At 62.6% G+C, this 16,551-nt stretch carries 18 protein-coding genes; 14 read left to right on the top strand and 4 right to left on the bottom strand.

The window, feature by feature from the left end; translation table 11 throughout:
- Positions 1 to 5: 5 nt before the first annotated feature.
- The 4 genes from OKW52_RS06065 to modC all read left to right on the top strand — a co-directional run bounded on the left by OKW52_RS06065 (position 6) and on the right by modC (position 2,969).
- Positions 6 to 371: a winged helix-turn-helix domain-containing protein gene (locus OKW52_RS06065; protein ID WP_406622190.1), complete on the top strand. Its 366-nt coding sequence runs from the start codon at positions 6 to 8 to the stop codon at positions 369 to 371.
- A 64-nt stretch (positions 372 to 435) separates the two neighbouring features.
- Positions 436 to 1,179, top strand: coding sequence for a molybdate ABC transporter substrate-binding protein (modA, locus tag OKW52_RS06060; RefSeq protein WP_264504919.1), 744 nt, complete (start codon positions 436 to 438; stop codon positions 1,177 to 1,179).
- Positions 1,180 to 1,872 carry a molybdate ABC transporter permease subunit gene (gene modB, locus OKW52_RS06055; protein ID WP_264504918.1) on the top strand — a complete coding sequence of 231 codons (693 nt, stop codon included), beginning with the start codon at positions 1,180 to 1,182 and terminating at the stop codon, positions 1,870 to 1,872.
- Positions 1,869 to 2,969 carry a molybdenum ABC transporter ATP-binding protein gene (gene modC / locus OKW52_RS06050; RefSeq protein WP_264504917.1) on the top strand — a complete coding sequence of 367 codons (1,101 nt, stop codon included), beginning with the start codon at positions 1,869 to 1,871 and terminating at the stop codon, positions 2,967 to 2,969. The genes modB and modC overlap by 4 nt, the downstream gene beginning before the upstream one ends.
- Here modC and OKW52_RS06045 read toward each other — a convergent pair.
- Positions 2,949 to 3,671, bottom strand: a complete 723-nt coding sequence (locus OKW52_RS06045) for a heparan-alpha-glucosaminide N-acetyltransferase (protein WP_264504916.1) — start codon at positions 3,669 to 3,671, stop codon at positions 2,949 to 2,951. The two genes, modC and OKW52_RS06045, sit on opposite strands and share 21 nt — an antisense overlap.
- A gap of 289 nt (positions 3,672 to 3,960) precedes the next feature.
- Between OKW52_RS06045 and OKW52_RS06040 the strand changes: the two genes are divergently transcribed.
- The 5 genes from OKW52_RS06040 to OKW52_RS06020 all read left to right on the top strand — a co-directional run bounded on the left by OKW52_RS06040 (position 3,961) and on the right by OKW52_RS06020 (position 8,031).
- Entirely contained in the window at positions 3,961 to 4,716 is a 756-nt protein-coding gene (locus tag OKW52_RS06040; protein WP_264504915.1) for an IclR family transcriptional regulator, read from the top strand.
- A gap of 266 nt (positions 4,717 to 4,982) precedes the next feature.
- Positions 4,983 to 5,726 carry a glycosyltransferase family 2 protein gene (locus tag OKW52_RS06035; protein WP_264504914.1) on the top strand — a complete coding sequence of 248 codons (744 nt, stop codon included), beginning with the start codon at positions 4,983 to 4,985 and terminating at the stop codon, positions 5,724 to 5,726.
- A 273-nt stretch (positions 5,727 to 5,999) separates the two neighbouring features.
- Positions 6,000 to 6,704, top strand: a complete 705-nt coding sequence (locus OKW52_RS06030; RefSeq protein ID WP_264504913.1) for a hypothetical protein — start codon at positions 6,000 to 6,002, stop codon at positions 6,702 to 6,704.
- A gap of 4 nt (positions 6,705 to 6,708) precedes the next feature.
- A complete protein-coding gene (locus OKW52_RS06025; protein ID WP_264504912.1) occupies positions 6,709 to 6,894 on the top strand; it encodes a hypothetical protein in 186 nt (61 codons plus the stop codon).
- A 129-nt stretch (positions 6,895 to 7,023) separates the two neighbouring features.
- Positions 7,024 to 8,031 (top strand): class I SAM-dependent methyltransferase, encoded by a 1,008-nt coding sequence (locus tag OKW52_RS06020; protein ID WP_264504911.1) that lies wholly within the window; start codon positions 7,024 to 7,026, stop codon positions 8,029 to 8,031.
- 7 nt (positions 8,032 to 8,038) lie between these two features.
- Here OKW52_RS06020 and nusG read toward each other — a convergent pair whose 3' ends face one another.
- Together nusG and OKW52_RS06010 are read right to left on the bottom strand one after the other, a co-directional pair.
- Positions 8,039 to 8,518 (bottom strand): transcription termination/antitermination protein NusG, encoded by a 480-nt coding sequence (gene nusG / locus OKW52_RS06015; RefSeq protein WP_264507664.1) that lies wholly within the window; start codon positions 8,516 to 8,518, stop codon positions 8,039 to 8,041.
- Positions 8,519 to 8,624: 106 nt separating this feature from the next.
- Positions 8,625 to 9,527 carry an MraY family glycosyltransferase gene (locus OKW52_RS06010; protein ID WP_264504910.1) on the bottom strand — a complete coding sequence of 301 codons (903 nt, stop codon included), beginning with the start codon at positions 9,525 to 9,527 and terminating at the stop codon, positions 8,625 to 8,627.
- A 790-nt stretch (positions 9,528 to 10,317) separates the two neighbouring features.
- Here OKW52_RS06010 and OKW52_RS06005 point away from each other — a divergent pair.
- From OKW52_RS06005 to OKW52_RS05985, 5 genes are all read left to right on the top strand, one after another.
- Positions 10,318 to 10,707 (top strand): hypothetical protein, encoded by a 390-nt coding sequence (locus OKW52_RS06005; RefSeq protein ID WP_264504909.1) that lies wholly within the window; start codon positions 10,318 to 10,320, stop codon positions 10,705 to 10,707.
- A gap of 60 nt (positions 10,708 to 10,767) precedes the next feature.
- Positions 10,768 to 11,904, top strand: coding sequence for a polysaccharide biosynthesis/export family protein (locus OKW52_RS06000; protein WP_264504908.1), 1,137 nt, complete (start codon positions 10,768 to 10,770; stop codon positions 11,902 to 11,904).
- A gap of 13 nt (positions 11,905 to 11,917) precedes the next feature.
- A complete protein-coding gene (locus tag OKW52_RS05995) occupies positions 11,918 to 12,403 on the top strand; it encodes an arsenate reductase/protein-tyrosine-phosphatase family protein (RefSeq protein ID WP_264504907.1) in 486 nt (161 codons plus the stop codon).
- Positions 12,404 to 12,496: 93 nt separating this feature from the next.
- Entirely contained in the window at positions 12,497 to 14,686 is a 2,190-nt protein-coding gene (locus tag OKW52_RS05990) for a polysaccharide biosynthesis tyrosine autokinase (protein ID WP_264504906.1), read from the top strand.
- A gap of 218 nt (positions 14,687 to 14,904) precedes the next feature.
- Positions 14,905 to 15,465, top strand: coding sequence for a hypothetical protein (locus tag OKW52_RS05985; RefSeq protein WP_264504905.1), 561 nt, complete (start codon positions 14,905 to 14,907; stop codon positions 15,463 to 15,465).
- Between the two features lie 483 nt (positions 15,466 to 15,948).
- On the opposite strand, the gene OKW52_RS05980 is transcribed toward OKW52_RS05985, so the two are convergent.
- Positions 15,949 to 16,434, bottom strand: coding sequence for a hypothetical protein (locus OKW52_RS05980; RefSeq protein ID WP_264504904.1), 486 nt, complete (start codon positions 16,432 to 16,434; stop codon positions 15,949 to 15,951).
- Between the last annotated feature and the right edge of the window lie 117 nt (positions 16,435 to 16,551).

The following is a 16,551-nucleotide window of genomic DNA, read 5'->3' as shown; positions in this document are numbered from 1 at the left end:
TGCCCATGCCCTCCCCCTCTCCCCGTTTGCGCCTGCGTCTGGTCTTTGGCGCGGACGCCATGCTCGGGCCGGGCAAGGCCGAGCTGCTCGAGCAGATCCGCGATCTCGGGTCGATCTCGGCCGCCGGGCGGGCAATGGGGATGAGTTACAAGCGCGCGTGGTCGCTGGTCGAAGAGATGAACGCAGCCTTTCGCGCGCCTTTGGTGCTCAGCGCGCGCGGGGGTCCACAGGGCGGCGGCGCGCAGCTGACCGAGACGGGCGCGCAGGTGCTGGCGCATTACCGCAGCTTCGAGGACCGCGCGGCGCAGGCCGGGGCCGACGACATTGCCGCGATCGGCGCACTGCTGCGCGATATTCCCGATGAGAAATAACGCTTGCCAGACCGGCACGCCCTTGCGATATGTTTTGCGAAACATATCACTCGGAGCCTCCCCCATGCTGCGCGCCCTCGCTTTGCTCGCCCTGCTCGCCGCCCCGGCGCAGGCCGCCGACTTCACCGTCTTTGCCGCCGCCAGCCTGCGCGATGCCCTGACCGAGGCCGCCACCGTGCATGAGGCCAGCTCGGGCGACCATGCCACGCTGGTCTTCGCCGGGTCGTCAGCCTTGGCCCGTCAGATCGAGGCGGGCGCACCGGCGGATCTGTTCGTGTCGGCCAACACCGACTGGATGGACACGCTGGAGCAGGCAGGCCGCATCGACCCCGCCACCCGCGCCGATGTCTTGGGCAACGCGCTGGTGCTGATCGGCCACGGCAGCGCCGCGCCTGTAACGCCAGACACGCTGGATCTGCCCGCGCTGCTGGGCGACGGGCGGCTGGCGATGGCGCTGGTCAACGCCGTCCCTGCGGGCATCTATGGCCGCGCGGCGCTGGAAAGCCTTGGGCAATGGGACGCCGTCGCGCCGCTGGTGGCGCAAACCGACAACGTCCGCGCCGCGCTGGCGCTGGTCGCCACCGGCGAGGCCCCCTACGGCATCGTCTACGCCACCGACGCCGCCGCCGAGCCGCAGGTCAGCGTCGTGATGACCTTCCCTCAGGGCAGCCACCCACCGATCACCTACCCCGGTGCCGTCACCACCGACGCCGCCCAACCCCAAGCCGCCACCGCCTTTCTGACGTGGATGCAAACGCCGCAAGCGCAGGCGATCTTCGCCCGCCACGGCTTTACCGCCGGGGGCTGAATGGACTGGCTGGGCCCTGCGGAATGGCAAGCCGTCGCCCTGTCGCTCAAGGTGGCGCTCTGGGCGACGCTGTGCTCGCTGCCCTTCGGCATCCTTGCGGCCCATACGCTTGCCCGGCGGGAGTTCTGGGGGAAATCCCTGCTCAACGGGCTGATCCATCTGCCGCTGATCCTGCCCCCCGTCGTCACCGGCTACCTGCTGTTGCTTACCTTCGGCACACGCGGCCCGATTGGTGCCTTCCTGCAACCTTTGGGCATCGTCTTTGCCTTCCGCTGGACCGGGGCCGCGCTGGCTGCGGCGATCATGGGCTTTCCGCTGATGGTCCGCGCCATCCGCCTGTCGTTCGAGGCGGTCGATCCCAAACTGGAACAAGCCGCCGCCACGCTGGGCGCGTCAAAGCTGTGGGTGTTTCTCACCGTCACGCTGCCACTGATCCTGCCCGGTGTGCTGGCCGGGGCGGTGCTGGGCTTTGCCAAGGCGATGGGCGAATTCGGCGCGACGATCACCTTTGTCTCAAACATCCCCGGCCAGACGCAGACCCTGCCTTCGGCGATCTACGCCTTTCTGCAGGTGCCGGGCGGTGAAGCCTCGGCCCTGCGGCTGGTGCTGGTGTCAATCGTGCTGGCCATGGGCGCGCTGATCGCGTCCGAGGTGCTGGCGCGGCGGGTACAGAAACGGGTGAACGGGGCATGAGCGTTTCGGTGCAGATCACCCATACCCAGGGCGCCTTCACGCTGGATGTCGCGTTTGAGGCTCCGCCCGGGATCACCGTGCTCTTTGGCCGCTCCGGCTCGGGCAAGACCACGCTGATCAACGCCGTCGCCGGTCTGCTGCGCCCGCAGGCCGGGCGGATTGCCGTGGAGGATCATGTGCTGTTTGACAGTGCGCGCGGCCTTTTCCTGCCGCCGCACAAACGCCGTCTGGGCTATGTGTTTCAGGAAGCCCGCCTGTTCCCGCACCTGAGCGTCCGCCAGAACCTGGCTTATGGCCGCTGGTTCGCCCCCCGCTCGGCCCCTCGCGCCGACCTGTCCCGCGTCGTCGAAATGCTGGGCATCGGCCCCCTGCTCGACCGCCGCCCCGCCGCGCTGTCGGGGGGTGAAAAGCAGCGTGTCGCCATTGGCCGGGCGCTGCTGGCCGCGCCGGGTCTGATCCTTGCCGATGAACCGCTCGCCGCGCTGGACGAAGCCCGCAAGGCCGAGATCCTGCCCTATTTCGAGCGCCTGCGCGGCGAGGTGCCGATCCTCTACGTCAGCCATTCGGCGGCTGAAGTGGCGCGGTTGGCGACGACCGTCGTGGTGCTGGACCAAGGCCGCGTGATCCGCCAAGGCCCCGCTGCCGAGGTGTTGGGCGACCCCTCGGTGACCCCTTTGGGCGCGCGGGAGGCGGGGGCGCTGCTGCTGGCGACAGTGAAGCACCACCACGATGACGGGTTGAGCGAGCTGGACGCGGGCGGCCACGCCCTCTTCCTGCCCCATGTCGCGCAATCCCCCGGCAGCACCCTGCGCCTGCGGATTGCCGCGCATGACGTGATCCTGTCGCGCGCCCGGCCCGAAGGTCTCTCCGCGCTCAACATCCTGCCCGCTGTGGTGGTCGAGGTTCGCGCGGGCGACGGTCCCGGCGCGATGGTCTCGCTGGATACGCCCGCCGGTCGTCTGCTGGCGCGGATCACCGGGCGCTCGGCCACCGCGCTGGGGCTTGCCCCCGGTGTCCGCTGTCACGCGGTGATCAAGACCGTCGCCGTCGCGCCCGAAAACATCGGCGCGCCGCGCTCAGCCGAAGAACAGCCATAGCGTGCCCAAAAGCACCGGCTGGTGGATAAGGTAGATCGCGAGGCTATGCCGCCCGGCCCACGCCAGCCCGCGCAAAATCGGATTCACCAGCACCCCGCCCCGCAGCCAGCCCTGCGCCAGACCGGCGGCGGCCATGCCCAGCAGGAACGGTCCGAACCACGGGAAGACCGGCTCCAGATCCATGCTGAACGGCTGGACCTCGGCAAAGCCGATCCACGCCAGCCAGCGCGTATCGAATACCGGCGACTGCACCAGATACGGCAGCGCCCAGACCGCCACGCCGATGAGTGCCGTCAGCACGGGCGGCACCCGCAGGAACGCCAGCCCCAGCAGCCGCCCGACCACGATCATGTGCAGGATGCCAAAGAACACGAACGCCGGACGGATCGCGAACCACGTCGCCACACTTACCCCCAGCGCCGCCACCGCCACCACGGCGGTCGAGCGCCAGAAGGACGGCCAGCGCATCCCGCCCTGCGCGGCCAGCACCAGCGAGACCCCGGCCAGAAACACGAAGCTGCCGGCCACGGTGCGCGCGAACACGATCCACGGCAGGCTGGTGATCGTGCCCGGCTCGATCCGGTGGAAAAACTCCAGATCAAAGGTGAAATGGAACACCGCCATGCCGATCAGCGCGATGCCCCGCGCAAGATCAATAGCCGGCGCGCGGCTGGTCTGTCCTGAAGATGTCTGCTCGTTCATCGCCGCCCCGCAACGCTCGTTGTTGCTTTGATCTGTACCGCGCCACCGGCCAGAAAGGAAACACTGCGCGCGGGTCTGCCGGGGTTTGCGCAGAGCTTGCAACGCCGCAACCTCCGCCCAAAGGCTGGCTCAGCCTGCGATAGCGACACTTGGCGATGCGTGAACTGCATCGCGGTAAAAAAGATATAAAATATACCTATATTTCCCGACTAAAACCATGATCAACTGTGGCAATGGCCGGTCAGGAGCTTAGCTAGTTCCCGCATGTTTAAGCGGAGTGTTCAGTATTATGAGCGACACCAATAGTTTGGAACGCATGCTGTCTATCCTGTCCGTCTTCAGTGACGACAAATACGAATGGACGCCAGACGAGCTGATTGATTTTCTCGGCTACACCCGCCCGACGCTGTATCGCTACCTGAAAATTCTGACCGACGCAGGTCTTGTCACCTCGCTGCCCCCGGGGCGCTATTTGCTGGGCCCGCGCGTGGTTGAGCTGCACCACCTGGTGCGCATGTCTGACCCGCTTATTCTGGCGGGAACGACCGTGGCATCGGAACTGGCCGCCCAGTTCAAGGGAACGGCGATGTTGATACGCTGGTATCGCAACCGCATGGTCTGCATTCATCATGAAACCACGCCGCAAGCGCCCATTGTCCGCTATATGCGCGGCCAGCCGATGGGCATGAGCCACGGCGCGACCGCGCGGGCGATCATCGCGGCCCTGCCGCGCCGCAAGGCGCTGCCCTTGGTCGAGAGCCTGTTGAACGATTTTCGCGCCTCGGGCTTTGGTGAAACCACCGAGGCCGTGCTCACCAACCTGCGCAAGATCAAACGCCAGGGCTTCGCCCATTCGCGTGGCGAGGTGATGGCGGGGGTGAACGGCACCTCGGCGCCGATCATCGACGGCAGCCGCATGCCGATTGGCGCGCTGTGCCTGACGCAGCACGACACGGCCCACAACGCGAGCGGCGCCCAGACCGTCGCACAAGCGGTCGTGCAGGGGGCAGCCACGATCTCAGACAAGCTGGCGAACCCGGCCTGACGCCTTTTCGCGGGTCCGGACCAAGCGCCCGGCACCGCAGGCAACCTGAATTGTCGCCCATTATGGATGGTATAAATCGCACCGCGATCCGGCTTTTATAGGCTTGGATACCACCACGTTTTTGCCTCCCATTTTACCAGATGAGCACAACCCGTTCCGCTTGTGCCTCGCATGGAGTGCCCGTTCGGACCACGGCCCGCCTTGCGCGCTTTGCGCAGGGATGATCGCGCATGACCAGGCCGCACTTTGCTTGAAAAGGCCCGCTTTTGAAAATCTCCGTCATCACTGCCGTTTATAACGCCGAGGCGACCGTTGGCGCCGCGATTGCCAGCGTCGCGCGCCAAACCCATCGCGACATTGAGCATGTCATCGTCGAAGGCAATTCGAAGGATGGCTCTCTGGCCGCGATCCAGGCCGCAGCCCATGACCGCATGCGGCTGATAAGCGAGCCGGACGGCGGCATCTATGATGCGCTGAACAAGGGCATCCGCAACGCAACCGGCGATGTGGTCGGCTTCATTCACAGCGACGACTTTCTGGCGCATGACGGCGTTCTGGAACAGATCGCCGCTGCCTTCGAGGATCCCGGCGTCGAGGCCGTTTTCAGCGATCTGGACTATGTGTCACAGACTGACACTTCACGCGTCATCCGCCACTGGTCGACCGGCCCCTTCCACCGCGAGCGCCTGAAACGCGGCTGGATGCCAGCCCACCCGACCCTGTATCTGCGGCGCGACGTCTATGATCACTACGGCACCTACGATATTAAATTCGGCATCTCTGCGGATTACGATTTCATCCTGCGGTACTTTTCGCAAACGACGCAGAAATCGGTCTATATCCCTGAGGTGCTGTACAAAATGCGCCTTGGCGGCGTGAGCAACCGGAATCTGGCCAAGATCCGCCAGAAGATGGGCGAAGATTTCCATGCGATCCGCCGCAACCGGGTGGGTGGGATCTCGACGCTTGCGATGAAGAACTTGTCAAAGATCCGCCAGTTTCGCACCTGATCACCTTAAATTTGGGCATGCAGCGACGATCCTGACGCCCGCAACATCCCACCTCGGCTGCCCCGCTCATGACTGCGGTTCCGCCTAATCGTCCGACCCGGCGCACCCGCGCAGTATCGCTCTATTTTGCCGATTTTGCCTGAGTGTATTTATAGCCGCACACGCGCCGTTAATTCGCGAAGCGACGGAACGTTAATTGCAATGCGAAGCCTCGTACATTCAAATCTCGCAGACGCAGCAATGAGCGTGAAATGCGCCAAAGGAACAGAGCCCATGTCAGCGACAAGAGCATCCCTCATCGCGATCGCACTGGTGATCGCCCCCGGCTTCGCCCAAGCGCAAACCCGTGCGGCCATCACGTCGTTGCCCTCGGGCTTCGGCATGGCGAACGGCATCCTCGGCGTTTCGCTCTCGGGGCTCTATGGCCCTTATCACCCGCCCATCGACGTTGACGGCGATATCGGCATTGCCCTGGGCTTTGGTGATGCGGTCAACGCCATCGGCTTCGGGATCAGCGCCGACATCACCTCGCTGGACGATGATTTCGGCGATTCGGGGTATTTCAACCTCTCGGCGCATCGGCAGTTCCGCATGACCAACGGCTATGGCTCGGTCAACGCAACGGTGTCGGGTGTCGGGGCTTACGGTACCGCATCCGGGCGCGAGATCGGCGGTTCGCTGGTCGCCAGTTTTATCACCGGCAGCGAAACCCGGCCCTACATGATCAGCGTCGGCGTGGCGAATGATCTGAACATGGCGCAGGACGTGCAGGGAATTCTGGGGCTTGGCGTCGGGATCAATGAAGAATGGGCGGTCAGCGCCGGGGTCTATGGCGACAACAACTCGATCGGTGTCAGCTATTTCCCGGCCTTCATGCCCAACGCCGTGGTCCAGCTGTCGCTGCGCAACCTCGATGATTCCGACCGTCGCGGGATCGGCTTTGATTTTGGCTATGCCTTCAACCTGTTCGGGAACTGAGCTCATGAAAACCACCATCGCCCTTGTCCTCGCAACCCTGATTGCAGCACCGACCGCCAGTTTCGCGGGGGATGTCTCGTCGACCGGCAGCACGGCCGTCGCCTCGACGATCGTGTCGACGGTCGGAGGCGCCGCACCGGGCACCACGCCGATCGGTGCCTGCGTGTCGACCGCCGTCAGCAGCTGCTGAACGCAACGCGCACCCAAAGCCGCACGGCATTTGCCAGCCTGTCATCGCGCCCCGGCGCGGTGACGCTTTCGGTTCGACCCTGACCGGTCGGGAACCATGCCCCTTTTGCAAGTGAACCTGTCCTGAGTCATGAACGTCAATCTGAACCAAACCACCCTCTATCCGTCCCCCCTGCCGGACGCGACCGACGGCATGGTCCGTCAAACATTGGCTACTTCGCTGGGATATGTAGACGGCGCCTTTGGTATCCAGAGAATTCTGGCCGATACCGGCATTCCGATTGTCGACACTTATTATCGACAATCCCTGCCGGGATATGCGTCACTCTACAACCAGTGGCAGTGCATGCATGTCGCGCTGCACGACACGGTCAACACCGAAAAACAGGCGTTTTTCGCGCAGGCGAGCGCGGTCAGCAAGGTGCTGGGCGCCGGGGCGGGTCAACGGGTGCTGGAACTGGGCTGCGGCCTTGGCGCGAACACGCTGCATCTGGCCGAGAGCCACCCGGATGTGGACTTTGTCGCTATCGACCTCATGCCCGAGCACGTCAAACGCGCAACGCTCAAGGCACAAGACCTGCCCAATGCCCGCTTCCAATGCGCCAGTTTCGAAAACCTGCCGCGCGATCTGGGTACTTTTGACGTCATTCTGGCGGTGGAAACCCTGTGCTACGCGACCAATCTCAACCGTGTCGCCGCCCAGATCGCGCAGCATTTGCGGCCTGGCGGGCAGATCATCCTGTTTGATGCCCATCGCCGCGACAATTTCGACAGCCTTCCCGCCGACAGCGTGACCGCGACGCGCCTGTATGAGATCACCACCGCCGTCACCCGCGGTTTCCACACAGATGGTGCGTGGGAGCGGGCCTTTGTCAAAGCGGGGCTGGATCTGACGGCCAGCGACGACCTGACGGCAAAGACGCTGACCGGGCTGTCCTCGCTGCACCGCCGCTCGATGAAGGCGTTTACCGACCTGAAATGGCGTCTGGCGCTCAAGGTGATGCCGCGGCATCTGGCCCGCAACACCGTTGCCGGGCTGCTGGGCTACCACGTGTGCTTTGGCGGTGGCACGCAGCCTGATCCGGATCGCGGAGCGGTCCGGTATCAAAGGATCGTCGCCCGAAAGCCCCGGAACTAAAGCGCGCTCAGGCGCGCTTTAGCGTTTCCCGGTCAACCTGAACGCGGGTTTGCTGCCCCATCAGGTCCAGCAGGATCCACACCCGGCGGTCGGGCTCAATCGTCTCCACATCGGCCACCACATCGGCGAAGGGTCCGTGTGTGACCAGCACCCGGTCGCCCGGTGACAGGGCCTCGGACGGCAGAATCTGACCCTGCGCATCGCACCGCAAGGCAAGCTGCTCGACCAGCCCACGCGGGACAGGCCGGGGCTTGCCGCCAAACGCGACAAGCTTGGTCACGCCATAGGTGCTGTTTACCGCCCGCCAGTGCCCCTGACTGGTATCCAGCGACACGAAAACGTAGCCGGGGAAAAGCGGCCGCAGCTGCGTTCTGACCTGATGGCCAAAGCGGCGCGTCTCGGCTGTCTGTGGCGCGAACGACCGAAAGCCCTGCCTGTTCAGGTTCTTCGTCGCGATCGACAGGGAATTCGGCTTCAGCTGCGCCAGAAACCAGCGGAGGGTATCCCCCCGCCAACACGTTGTCCTGCAGCCTCAAACCAGCTGGCATCGTCAAACATGAGAGATCAACTTCCGTACCGGTCAGATCCGCCGTTCAAGCACGGCCCCAGGCGCGGCCACGCGGGGCCGTCAGGGACGACATCAGCGACGACCGGGCGCGACTGGTCGCAAGGCGCATGCCCAGACCGTAAATCCCGAAGAACGCCGCAAGGCAGGCGACCAGGGCCACGAAGGAGAGACGCGGCAGGTCGTGCATCAGGACACCCAGAACCACGGGCGTGGCGATCAGCGGCAGCAGAACCAGCGTTGCCATCGGGTTCGCCACCGACCGGCGACCGCGCCCCAGCACGCAGATCTCGAGCCCGCGCATGACGATCTGGTGGAAATGCAGCCGGTCCGGGTGGGACACAGGCAGGTTGCAGCGATAGCGGCGATAGATCGCAAGCGACAGATCCGCCAGCGGCCAGAACATGATCATCACCACAGAGATCGGTGCGACGTCAGGATTGCGCGAGATCAGCGCGATCCCCATCCAGGCCAGCAGGAAGCCCAGCGTGTAAGCGCCGGCGTCACCCAGAAAAATCTTGCCAGACGGGAAGTTGAGCACCAGAAAGCCCATCGTCGCGGCAGCCAGCAACACCCCCATCATGGCGATTTCGGTATCACCGACCAGAAACGCCGTCGCAGCGATACCACCACTGGCCAGAACCGCCGTCGACCCTGACAGACCGTTCAATCCGTCGATCAGGTTGAACGCGTGCGAGATGGTCGCGGCGGCGACCACGGTGATCACCACGGCGAACGGGCTCCAGGCGAACAGCGGGTCCAACGCGTAGAGGCCGGTGTGTCCGATCCAGGCGCCCGTCAGGATCACCGCCAGAGCCGACGAAAGCACGGCCGCCGCCAGCCGACCGGCGGGCGAGACCCGGAAACCCAGATCCTCTGCCCCGCCCGAAACAAACAGCGGCACCACCGCCACCATCAAAAGCAGCCACAAAGTGCCACCGCTGTAATATGCGATTGCGCAGCCAAGCAAGTAACCGAAGATAATTGCAGCCCCACCAACCCGGGGCGTCGGGGAGGAATGCGCAGCCTGCACCGCGCCGAGATCCCCTTGGCGCACCAATGAGCGCCACCGCGTCCGCGATAGGCCCACCAGCGCCATGCATAGCAATAGCGACAGCGCAAATGCTGCGATTGCCGAGATCGTCAAATGTGACGTTTCCATGTCGAACTACCTCACTCGCGGTATTGTTTTTGGGGTCGGCCCTTGCTCAACCTGGTGAGACGTGCATTATAGTTGCAATTCGCCTGAAGACTGGGCGGAATAAAAACTTACTACTTCGCCCGCAGACTAATCTCGATGCAAAATACAAGTGCGCCACAACAGCCCGGCCATTAAAAGCCTCACTGGATAAGGTTGTCGCGCTAGTTCGCTAAAAAGTATACTACCCTAGATTGCACACTTCTAATATCTGCATCTTTTGAGGGTGCTTTTTGTCGCCCTTTTTTGCCGGTAAGACCGGCTTTATCGGCTTATTTTGCTGATACTTTCTCCTCACGGTTGTGTTTATGTGCCGCCAGTAGGTGAACACTTGAATAATGCGAGGAACGCAGAGCGATCGAGGGCAACGAGACGCTTCGATCCGGATCATTTTGCAAGATGCACAAGATGCGTCTTTTAGATGACGGGTCGATAAACGTGAATAAGCCCGGTGTTCGATTGCAATTGCGAGAGAAGACTCGTGCTTGCGGTCTATTCAGCAAAGTGCAGGTTGCAATTCTAAATGGAACACCAAAAAATCGTCAACATCGAGCTCAACTTCGAGCGCGAAGTCGCCCGGTCGCGCGGGCTTTCTCTTTTCAGAAGAAACCCCACAACATGGGAATTATTACTTCTTCTCGCGCGATATAAAAATGGCAGCAACGAGGGCGTCTACAACACCATAGATTCGGTCGGGACGCGGTATTTGGGAAATTCAGCCCTGCTGAAATTCATCCGCGAACGTCGCGACGACGGGCTGGTGCAATTCCTTGAACATGAAAAGAAAAGCAAGTGGACGCTTCAGTTGAACGAAGAGCTTGTCGCGCAACTCATCGAGTTGCTGGACACGCGCAACCGTCAATTGCTGCGCGCCGCGGCCGAGGAAAACGTCCCGTTTCAATGGGCGCGATAGAACGGGCATCAGTCCCGCAACCACATGGGCAGCAATCGACAGTTTGAAGGACAGCCGCGAGTGACTTACCTTTTCCCGAATGACCCGCCCGTGCAGATCGCGTCTGCAATGACGGCACCCCGCCGGATCGAGGCAAAGCGCGCGCTTGCGGTGCTTTTATGTGCAACGCTTGGCCTTGCCGGCTGCTCGGACAGCTACCTGCGCTTTCCGGTTTCCGCCGATGCGCAGCGAGCGCTGACCGAGCAGGTCGACATCATCCACCTGAACGCCAGCAACATCGCGTCCTTCTCAGAGCCGACGCGCGGCTATGCGGGCACCGCCCTGCCCAGCGGGCGCGGCTGGAACTATCTGGTCGGGACCGGCGATATTCTGTCGGTGATCGTGTTCGATCACCCGGAACTGACCCTGCCCGAGGGCGAGAACCGGTCCTCGGCCGAAAGCGGCTTTCGCGTGCAAAGCGACGGGACCATCAACTATCCCTTCGTCGGTGCCGTCACCGCGCGCGGCCGCCCACCCGAGCAGATTCGCGACGATCTCACCCAGCGCCTGAGCCGCTTCATCCCTGACCCGCAGGTCGATGTCCGCGTCGCGGCGTTCAACTCGCAAGGCGTCGTCGTGTCCGGCGAAGTCAGCGCACCCAACCGTCAGGCGCTGACAACCGTTCCGCTCACCCTGATCGAAGCGATCAACGCCGCGGGTGGCGCGTCGGATACAGCCGACCTGCGGGCAGTGACCGTCCAACGCAGCGGTCAGGTCTATCCCGTTGATGTGCAAGGATTCCTGCGCGCAGGCATCGTGCAGAACAACCCGGTTCTGCGCAATGGCGACGTGGTCAGCGTCCCGCGCCGACTGGCGCAGGAAGCCTATCTTCTGGGTGAAGTCGCGCGCCCGGACGCGATCGACCTGTCGCTTGAGCCGGTCACACTGACACAAGCCGTAACGCGGCTGGGCGGTCTGGCCGCACCGCGTGCCGATATGCGCGGGATCTTCGTCTTTCGCATGACCGAGGCTCGCCCGCGGGTGTTCCAGCTCGACACCAGTTCGCCCACCGGACTGTTGCTGGGCACGCGCTTTGTGCTCGAACCCGGCGATGTGGTCTATGTCGTCCGCTCGCCGCTGCAACGCTGGAACGACACCATCACCCGTTTGCTGCCGTCGGTCCGCGCTATCGATGCCATCGACACGATCACGAACTGATCGGTCGGCCGGGATGAAGATCGAGTCGGTCCTTGTGGTCTGCGTTGGCAATATTTGCCGTTCGCCGTTGGGCGAACGGCTTTTGCGGGCTGAACTCGAACAGCGTGGCGCTCAGATCAGTGTCACCTCGGCCGGTCTGCACGCGGTCGTCGGCCACCCCGCCGACACTGAAACCTTTGGCGTCGCCGCCAAGCGTGGCGTCTCGCTGGACGGCCATCAGGCACGCCGGTTCACCCTCGAGATGGGTCGCGACCATGACCTGATCTTGGTCATGGAACCGGCCCACAGGATTGAAATTGCCCGTACCGCACCGGCTTTGTCCGGCAAGGTTTTCCTCTTTGACCAATGGAGCGGCGCCAAGGGAATCGCTGATCCGTATCGCCGCTCCAAAGACTTCCACGAAGCCGTTTTTCTCTTGATCCACGACGGTGCCCAAGACTGGGCCGCCAAACTGGCGCCGTCGGCCGCAAATCCTGGCCCAGCCGGTCAAACCTGCTGACACGCCGTCAGGCGACGGGTCGGACCGCTTACATGAATATCCCCTTAGAGCGCAGTGTTATTAGCGCACCCACAGCATAAATGAGACCCGACAATGGCCAAAGAACCCCAGGCGATTGACGAAGACGAGATTGACCTTCTGCAGATCGCCCTCACGGCGTGGAAGGGCAAGATCATCATCGCAACCTTTGCGGTGCTGGCGCTGATGGCCGGTGCTTTTCAATTTGCGCGCACGCCCCCCACCTATCAGGCCGACGCCCTGCTTCAGCTGGAAGAGCGCTCGGGGCAGCTCGCCCTGCCCTCGGCGATGCAGGATCTGGTGGACAATTCGCCCCAAAGCGCAACCGAAATGGAGGTGCTCCGCTCGCGTATGGTCCTTGGCCGCGTGGTGGCGGATCTGAACCTTGATTGGCGCGTGGCGTCGGTGAAAGCACCCCTGATCGGCGAAATCCTTGCGCGCCATTCGCTGCCGATTCCCGACATCGGCTTTCTGTCGAGCTATGCGCGCTCTGGCGATTCGCTAACCCTGGCCTTGCTGTCTGTCCCTCCGCGCTGGCTTAATCAGGAGATCGAGCTGGAAGTGACAGGCGACGGCTATGCGCTGACGCTGCCCGACGGGCAGGAAGTGTCCGGCACCGTGGGCACGCTTTTGTCGCTGGAAGCAGACAATTTCGCCATCCATGTCGACAGCCTCAACGCACGGTCGGGGCGGCAGTATGTGATCTCGCAGATAGACGAGCTGACCGCCATCAACAGTATCCGCGCCCAGATTGCCGTATCGGAACGCGGCCGCGGTTCAGGCATCCTTGAAGTGCGGTTCATGGGGGGCAACCGCGGCGAGAACGTTCGTATCCTGAACGCGGTGACGCAATCCTATGTGCAGCAGAACATCTCGCGCAGCGCCGCCGAAGCGCAAAGCAGCCTTGATTTCATCAACACCCAACTGCCCCAAGCCGAATCGACGCTGCGCGAGGCCGAGGCCGCGCTCAACAATTACCGCCAGCGTCAGGTCGCCATCGACCTGACCTTTGAAACGCAAAACATCCTGACGCAGATCAACACGGTCGAAAGCCAGCTGGCCGAGTTGCAGCGTCAGGAGGATGAAGTCAGCCAGCGCTACACCACCAGCCATCCGGTCTATCGCCAGTTGCTTGAAGACCGCCAGCGCCTGGAATTGCGTCTGGCGGATCTGCGGTCGCAGGCCGGCGATCTGCCGGAAACCCAGCGCGAGATCCTCAACCTCAGCCGCAACGTCGAGCTGGCGCAGCGGATCTACACCGAGCTGCTGACCCGGCAGCAGGAAGTCGAAGTCCTCCGCGCCAGCACGGTCGGCAACGTGCGCATTGTCGATTCGGCCGCCGCCGGGCGCTTCCCGATTGCCCCCAGCAAGGCGCGCGTGCTGATCGTGTCGCTGATTCTGGGTCTGGCACTCGGCGTTGGCGTCGTTCTGGTGCGCAACTGGATGCACAAGGGCGTTCAGGACGCCTCGGACATCGAGAAGCTCGGCCTGCCGGTCTTTGCGACCATCAGCTACTCGGCCAAGGGCGACACCCACGGCAACCGACGCGATTCGCTTGGCGTTCTTGCCATCACCGAACCCACCGATCTGGCCGTCGAGGCCTTCCGCTCGCTGCGCACCAGCCTGCATTTCGGCATGCTGGACGCGAAGAGCCGGTCTCTGGCCATCACCAGTACGCACCCTGAAGCTGGCAAAAGCTTTACCGCCGTCAACCTCGCGGTGATTGCCGCGCAGGCGGGGCAGCGCATCTGTCTGATCGACGCCGACCTGCGGCGCGGCAACCTGCGGCGCTATTTCGGTGTCGAGCGCAACCGGCCGGGTCTGGCGGATATTCTGGCCGGTGATGCCGATCTCGAAAGCTGCCTCGTGCGCGGCCCGGTAGAGAACCTCTATTTCCTGCCAACCGGGAAATACCCGCCCAACCCGTCAGAACTGCTGATGCGCAACAACCTTGCGACGCTGGTGACGACACTGGACAGCTACTTTGACCTGTCGGTCTTTGACTGCCCGCCCATCCTTGCCGTGACCGATCCGGTTATCGTCAGCCATTCGGTCGGCACCACGATTCTTGTCGCGCGTCACGTTGTCACGCTGCCCGGTGAAATCTCGGCGGCGCTGAAGGCCTTCGAAGCCGCTGGCTCGAAGATGAACGGCGCCATCCTGAACGGCTTTGACCCCAGAAAGGCCAAGGCAGGGTATGGCTACGGGTACGGCTATGGTTACGGGTACGGCTATCGTTACCAGTATAAACAGCGGCGCGACTGAGCGGGGCGCGCCGATGAACGTCACTTTTCGGTGGATTTTGGCCAGATCTGGTTGCATTCCTAAGCGAACGTGATCGCTGTGCCAGCGCGGTCATCGTTGTTCAGCCAGGCGCTTCGCACGCCCCAGCCACCAACACCGCAAATTACCGGGCGATTTTCGCGCTAAAAGAGCGCGCTGAATCATGGATGGCAAGGCGTGATGCGCAGAAGGGCTTGCAAGTGTTGAAGCTGAAAACCATTGCCGAAATCGTGCTGTGCTATGTCGCAGCCGCCATCGTGGTGTCCGAGGTGCTGATGCCGATACAGGCGATGCTCGTGCCCGAGGCCGCGCAGCAAGGCAGCCTGTGCTACCTGCCACATGGCGTCCGGGTGATTGCGATCTGGTTCTACCGGGAAAAGGCAGTGCCTGCCGTGTTCCTGGCGCAGCTTCTCACAACGCAGCTGGTCTACGGCAAGAGCCTGTCCTTTGACGCGATTCCGCAGATGCTGGTGTCAGCATTCGCAGCCTATGTGGCGTTTGCCATTCTGGCCCTGTGCGGACGGGGCGCGTTTTTCGTCGCACAGCGCAGGGATGGCAAGCTTTACCGAGATCTGCTCACCGCCGGGTTGCTGGCGTCACTGGTGAACGCGACCGGGTTGATTCTGTTGCCGGGCGACAACCTGTATTCGGATCTGCTGCTACCAACGACCGTCACCCATGTCATAGGCGACAACATCGGGCTGCTTACCCTGCTCTTGATGTTGATGGTATTCTTTCGGATGCAACGGTTGCGCCCCTAGGCACTGGACGCCGCACGATCCTGTAGACCCCGCTTCGCGGTCCACCGACCTTCTCGATGATCTGGTCATCGACCAGCGTCTTGAGGCCGCGAAAGATGGTCGGACGCGAATAGTTCCGCATCGATTCGTCCGCGAGCAAATTTCGGACATCGAAGCTCGCCTCTGACGGGAAATCCTGACCGAAGCACACAATGTCGCGCTCGCATTCAGAATATCGCGCCAAGCCCATATCGTGTTCCAGTTGGCGCACCGCTCGTCTCAGCTGTGCAAGCAATCCGTGTGTCATGCTTTGCCTCACGCAGTCAAACTCTTCACTACAAGGCTCTTATGCTACCCTCAGAAAAAGGCTTTGCGCAACCACTGCCTGCACCTTGATCGCCGATTAGCGTTTGGCGTGGCACAAGTTCGCCGACCCCTGCGACAACGAAAAAGGCCGGTGTCGCTTGCTGCGGCACCGGCCCTGTTGATCGCGCGTTCCACAGTCTAGTCACGGCGGCCAGCAGCCCGCAGCAGACGGCCTTCAGACTGGAACGGCACCGGCGCGTTGGCCGTTTCCAGCGTCGCCTTGCGCAACGCCTGATTGCGTTGCTCAAGCAGCGCCAGCGCCGCTTCGGCAAGGTCGTCATTCAGACTGATCCGATGCTTGCTTTTCTTTTTCGGATCGGCGCCGAAAACGAAAAGACCATCGTCCCGGCGATCGCGCACGAAGCGCAGCAAGGCTGAGCTGCCAAGACCCGTCGACGTCACCGATTCAACCAGATCATACACCCCGATCCGGTCGTCATCGCCGGCAGCAAGTGCGGCCAGAAGCATCTCCCACGTTGCCGCATTTCGGCGGAACAGGGCCAGATCCCGGTTCTTTGCTACGGCCCGCTCGAACTCCAGTTCAAGCTCGATGATGCGACGCGCTTCTTGGAAACCTACATAATCAGCCTCCGCAGAGGGCTCATGATATGTGGCGGTCCGCATTTCTAAGGTGCTCCAAGTTAAGTATCCTTTTGATACTAGTTGTAAGTGCAACCCTCTGCACCGGTCAAGTAAAACCGGGACTAGTTTGACAATAACAAGTCTCACTATGGCAATAAG

The organism is Pararhodobacter zhoushanensis, from assembly GCF_025949695.1.
Taxonomy (GTDB): domain Bacteria; phylum Pseudomonadota; class Alphaproteobacteria; order Rhodobacterales; family Rhodobacteraceae; genus Pararhodobacter; species Pararhodobacter zhoushanensis_A.
The sequence above is the reverse complement of the archived record's forward strand: the minus strand, read 5'-3'. Positions and strand labels throughout refer to the sequence as shown.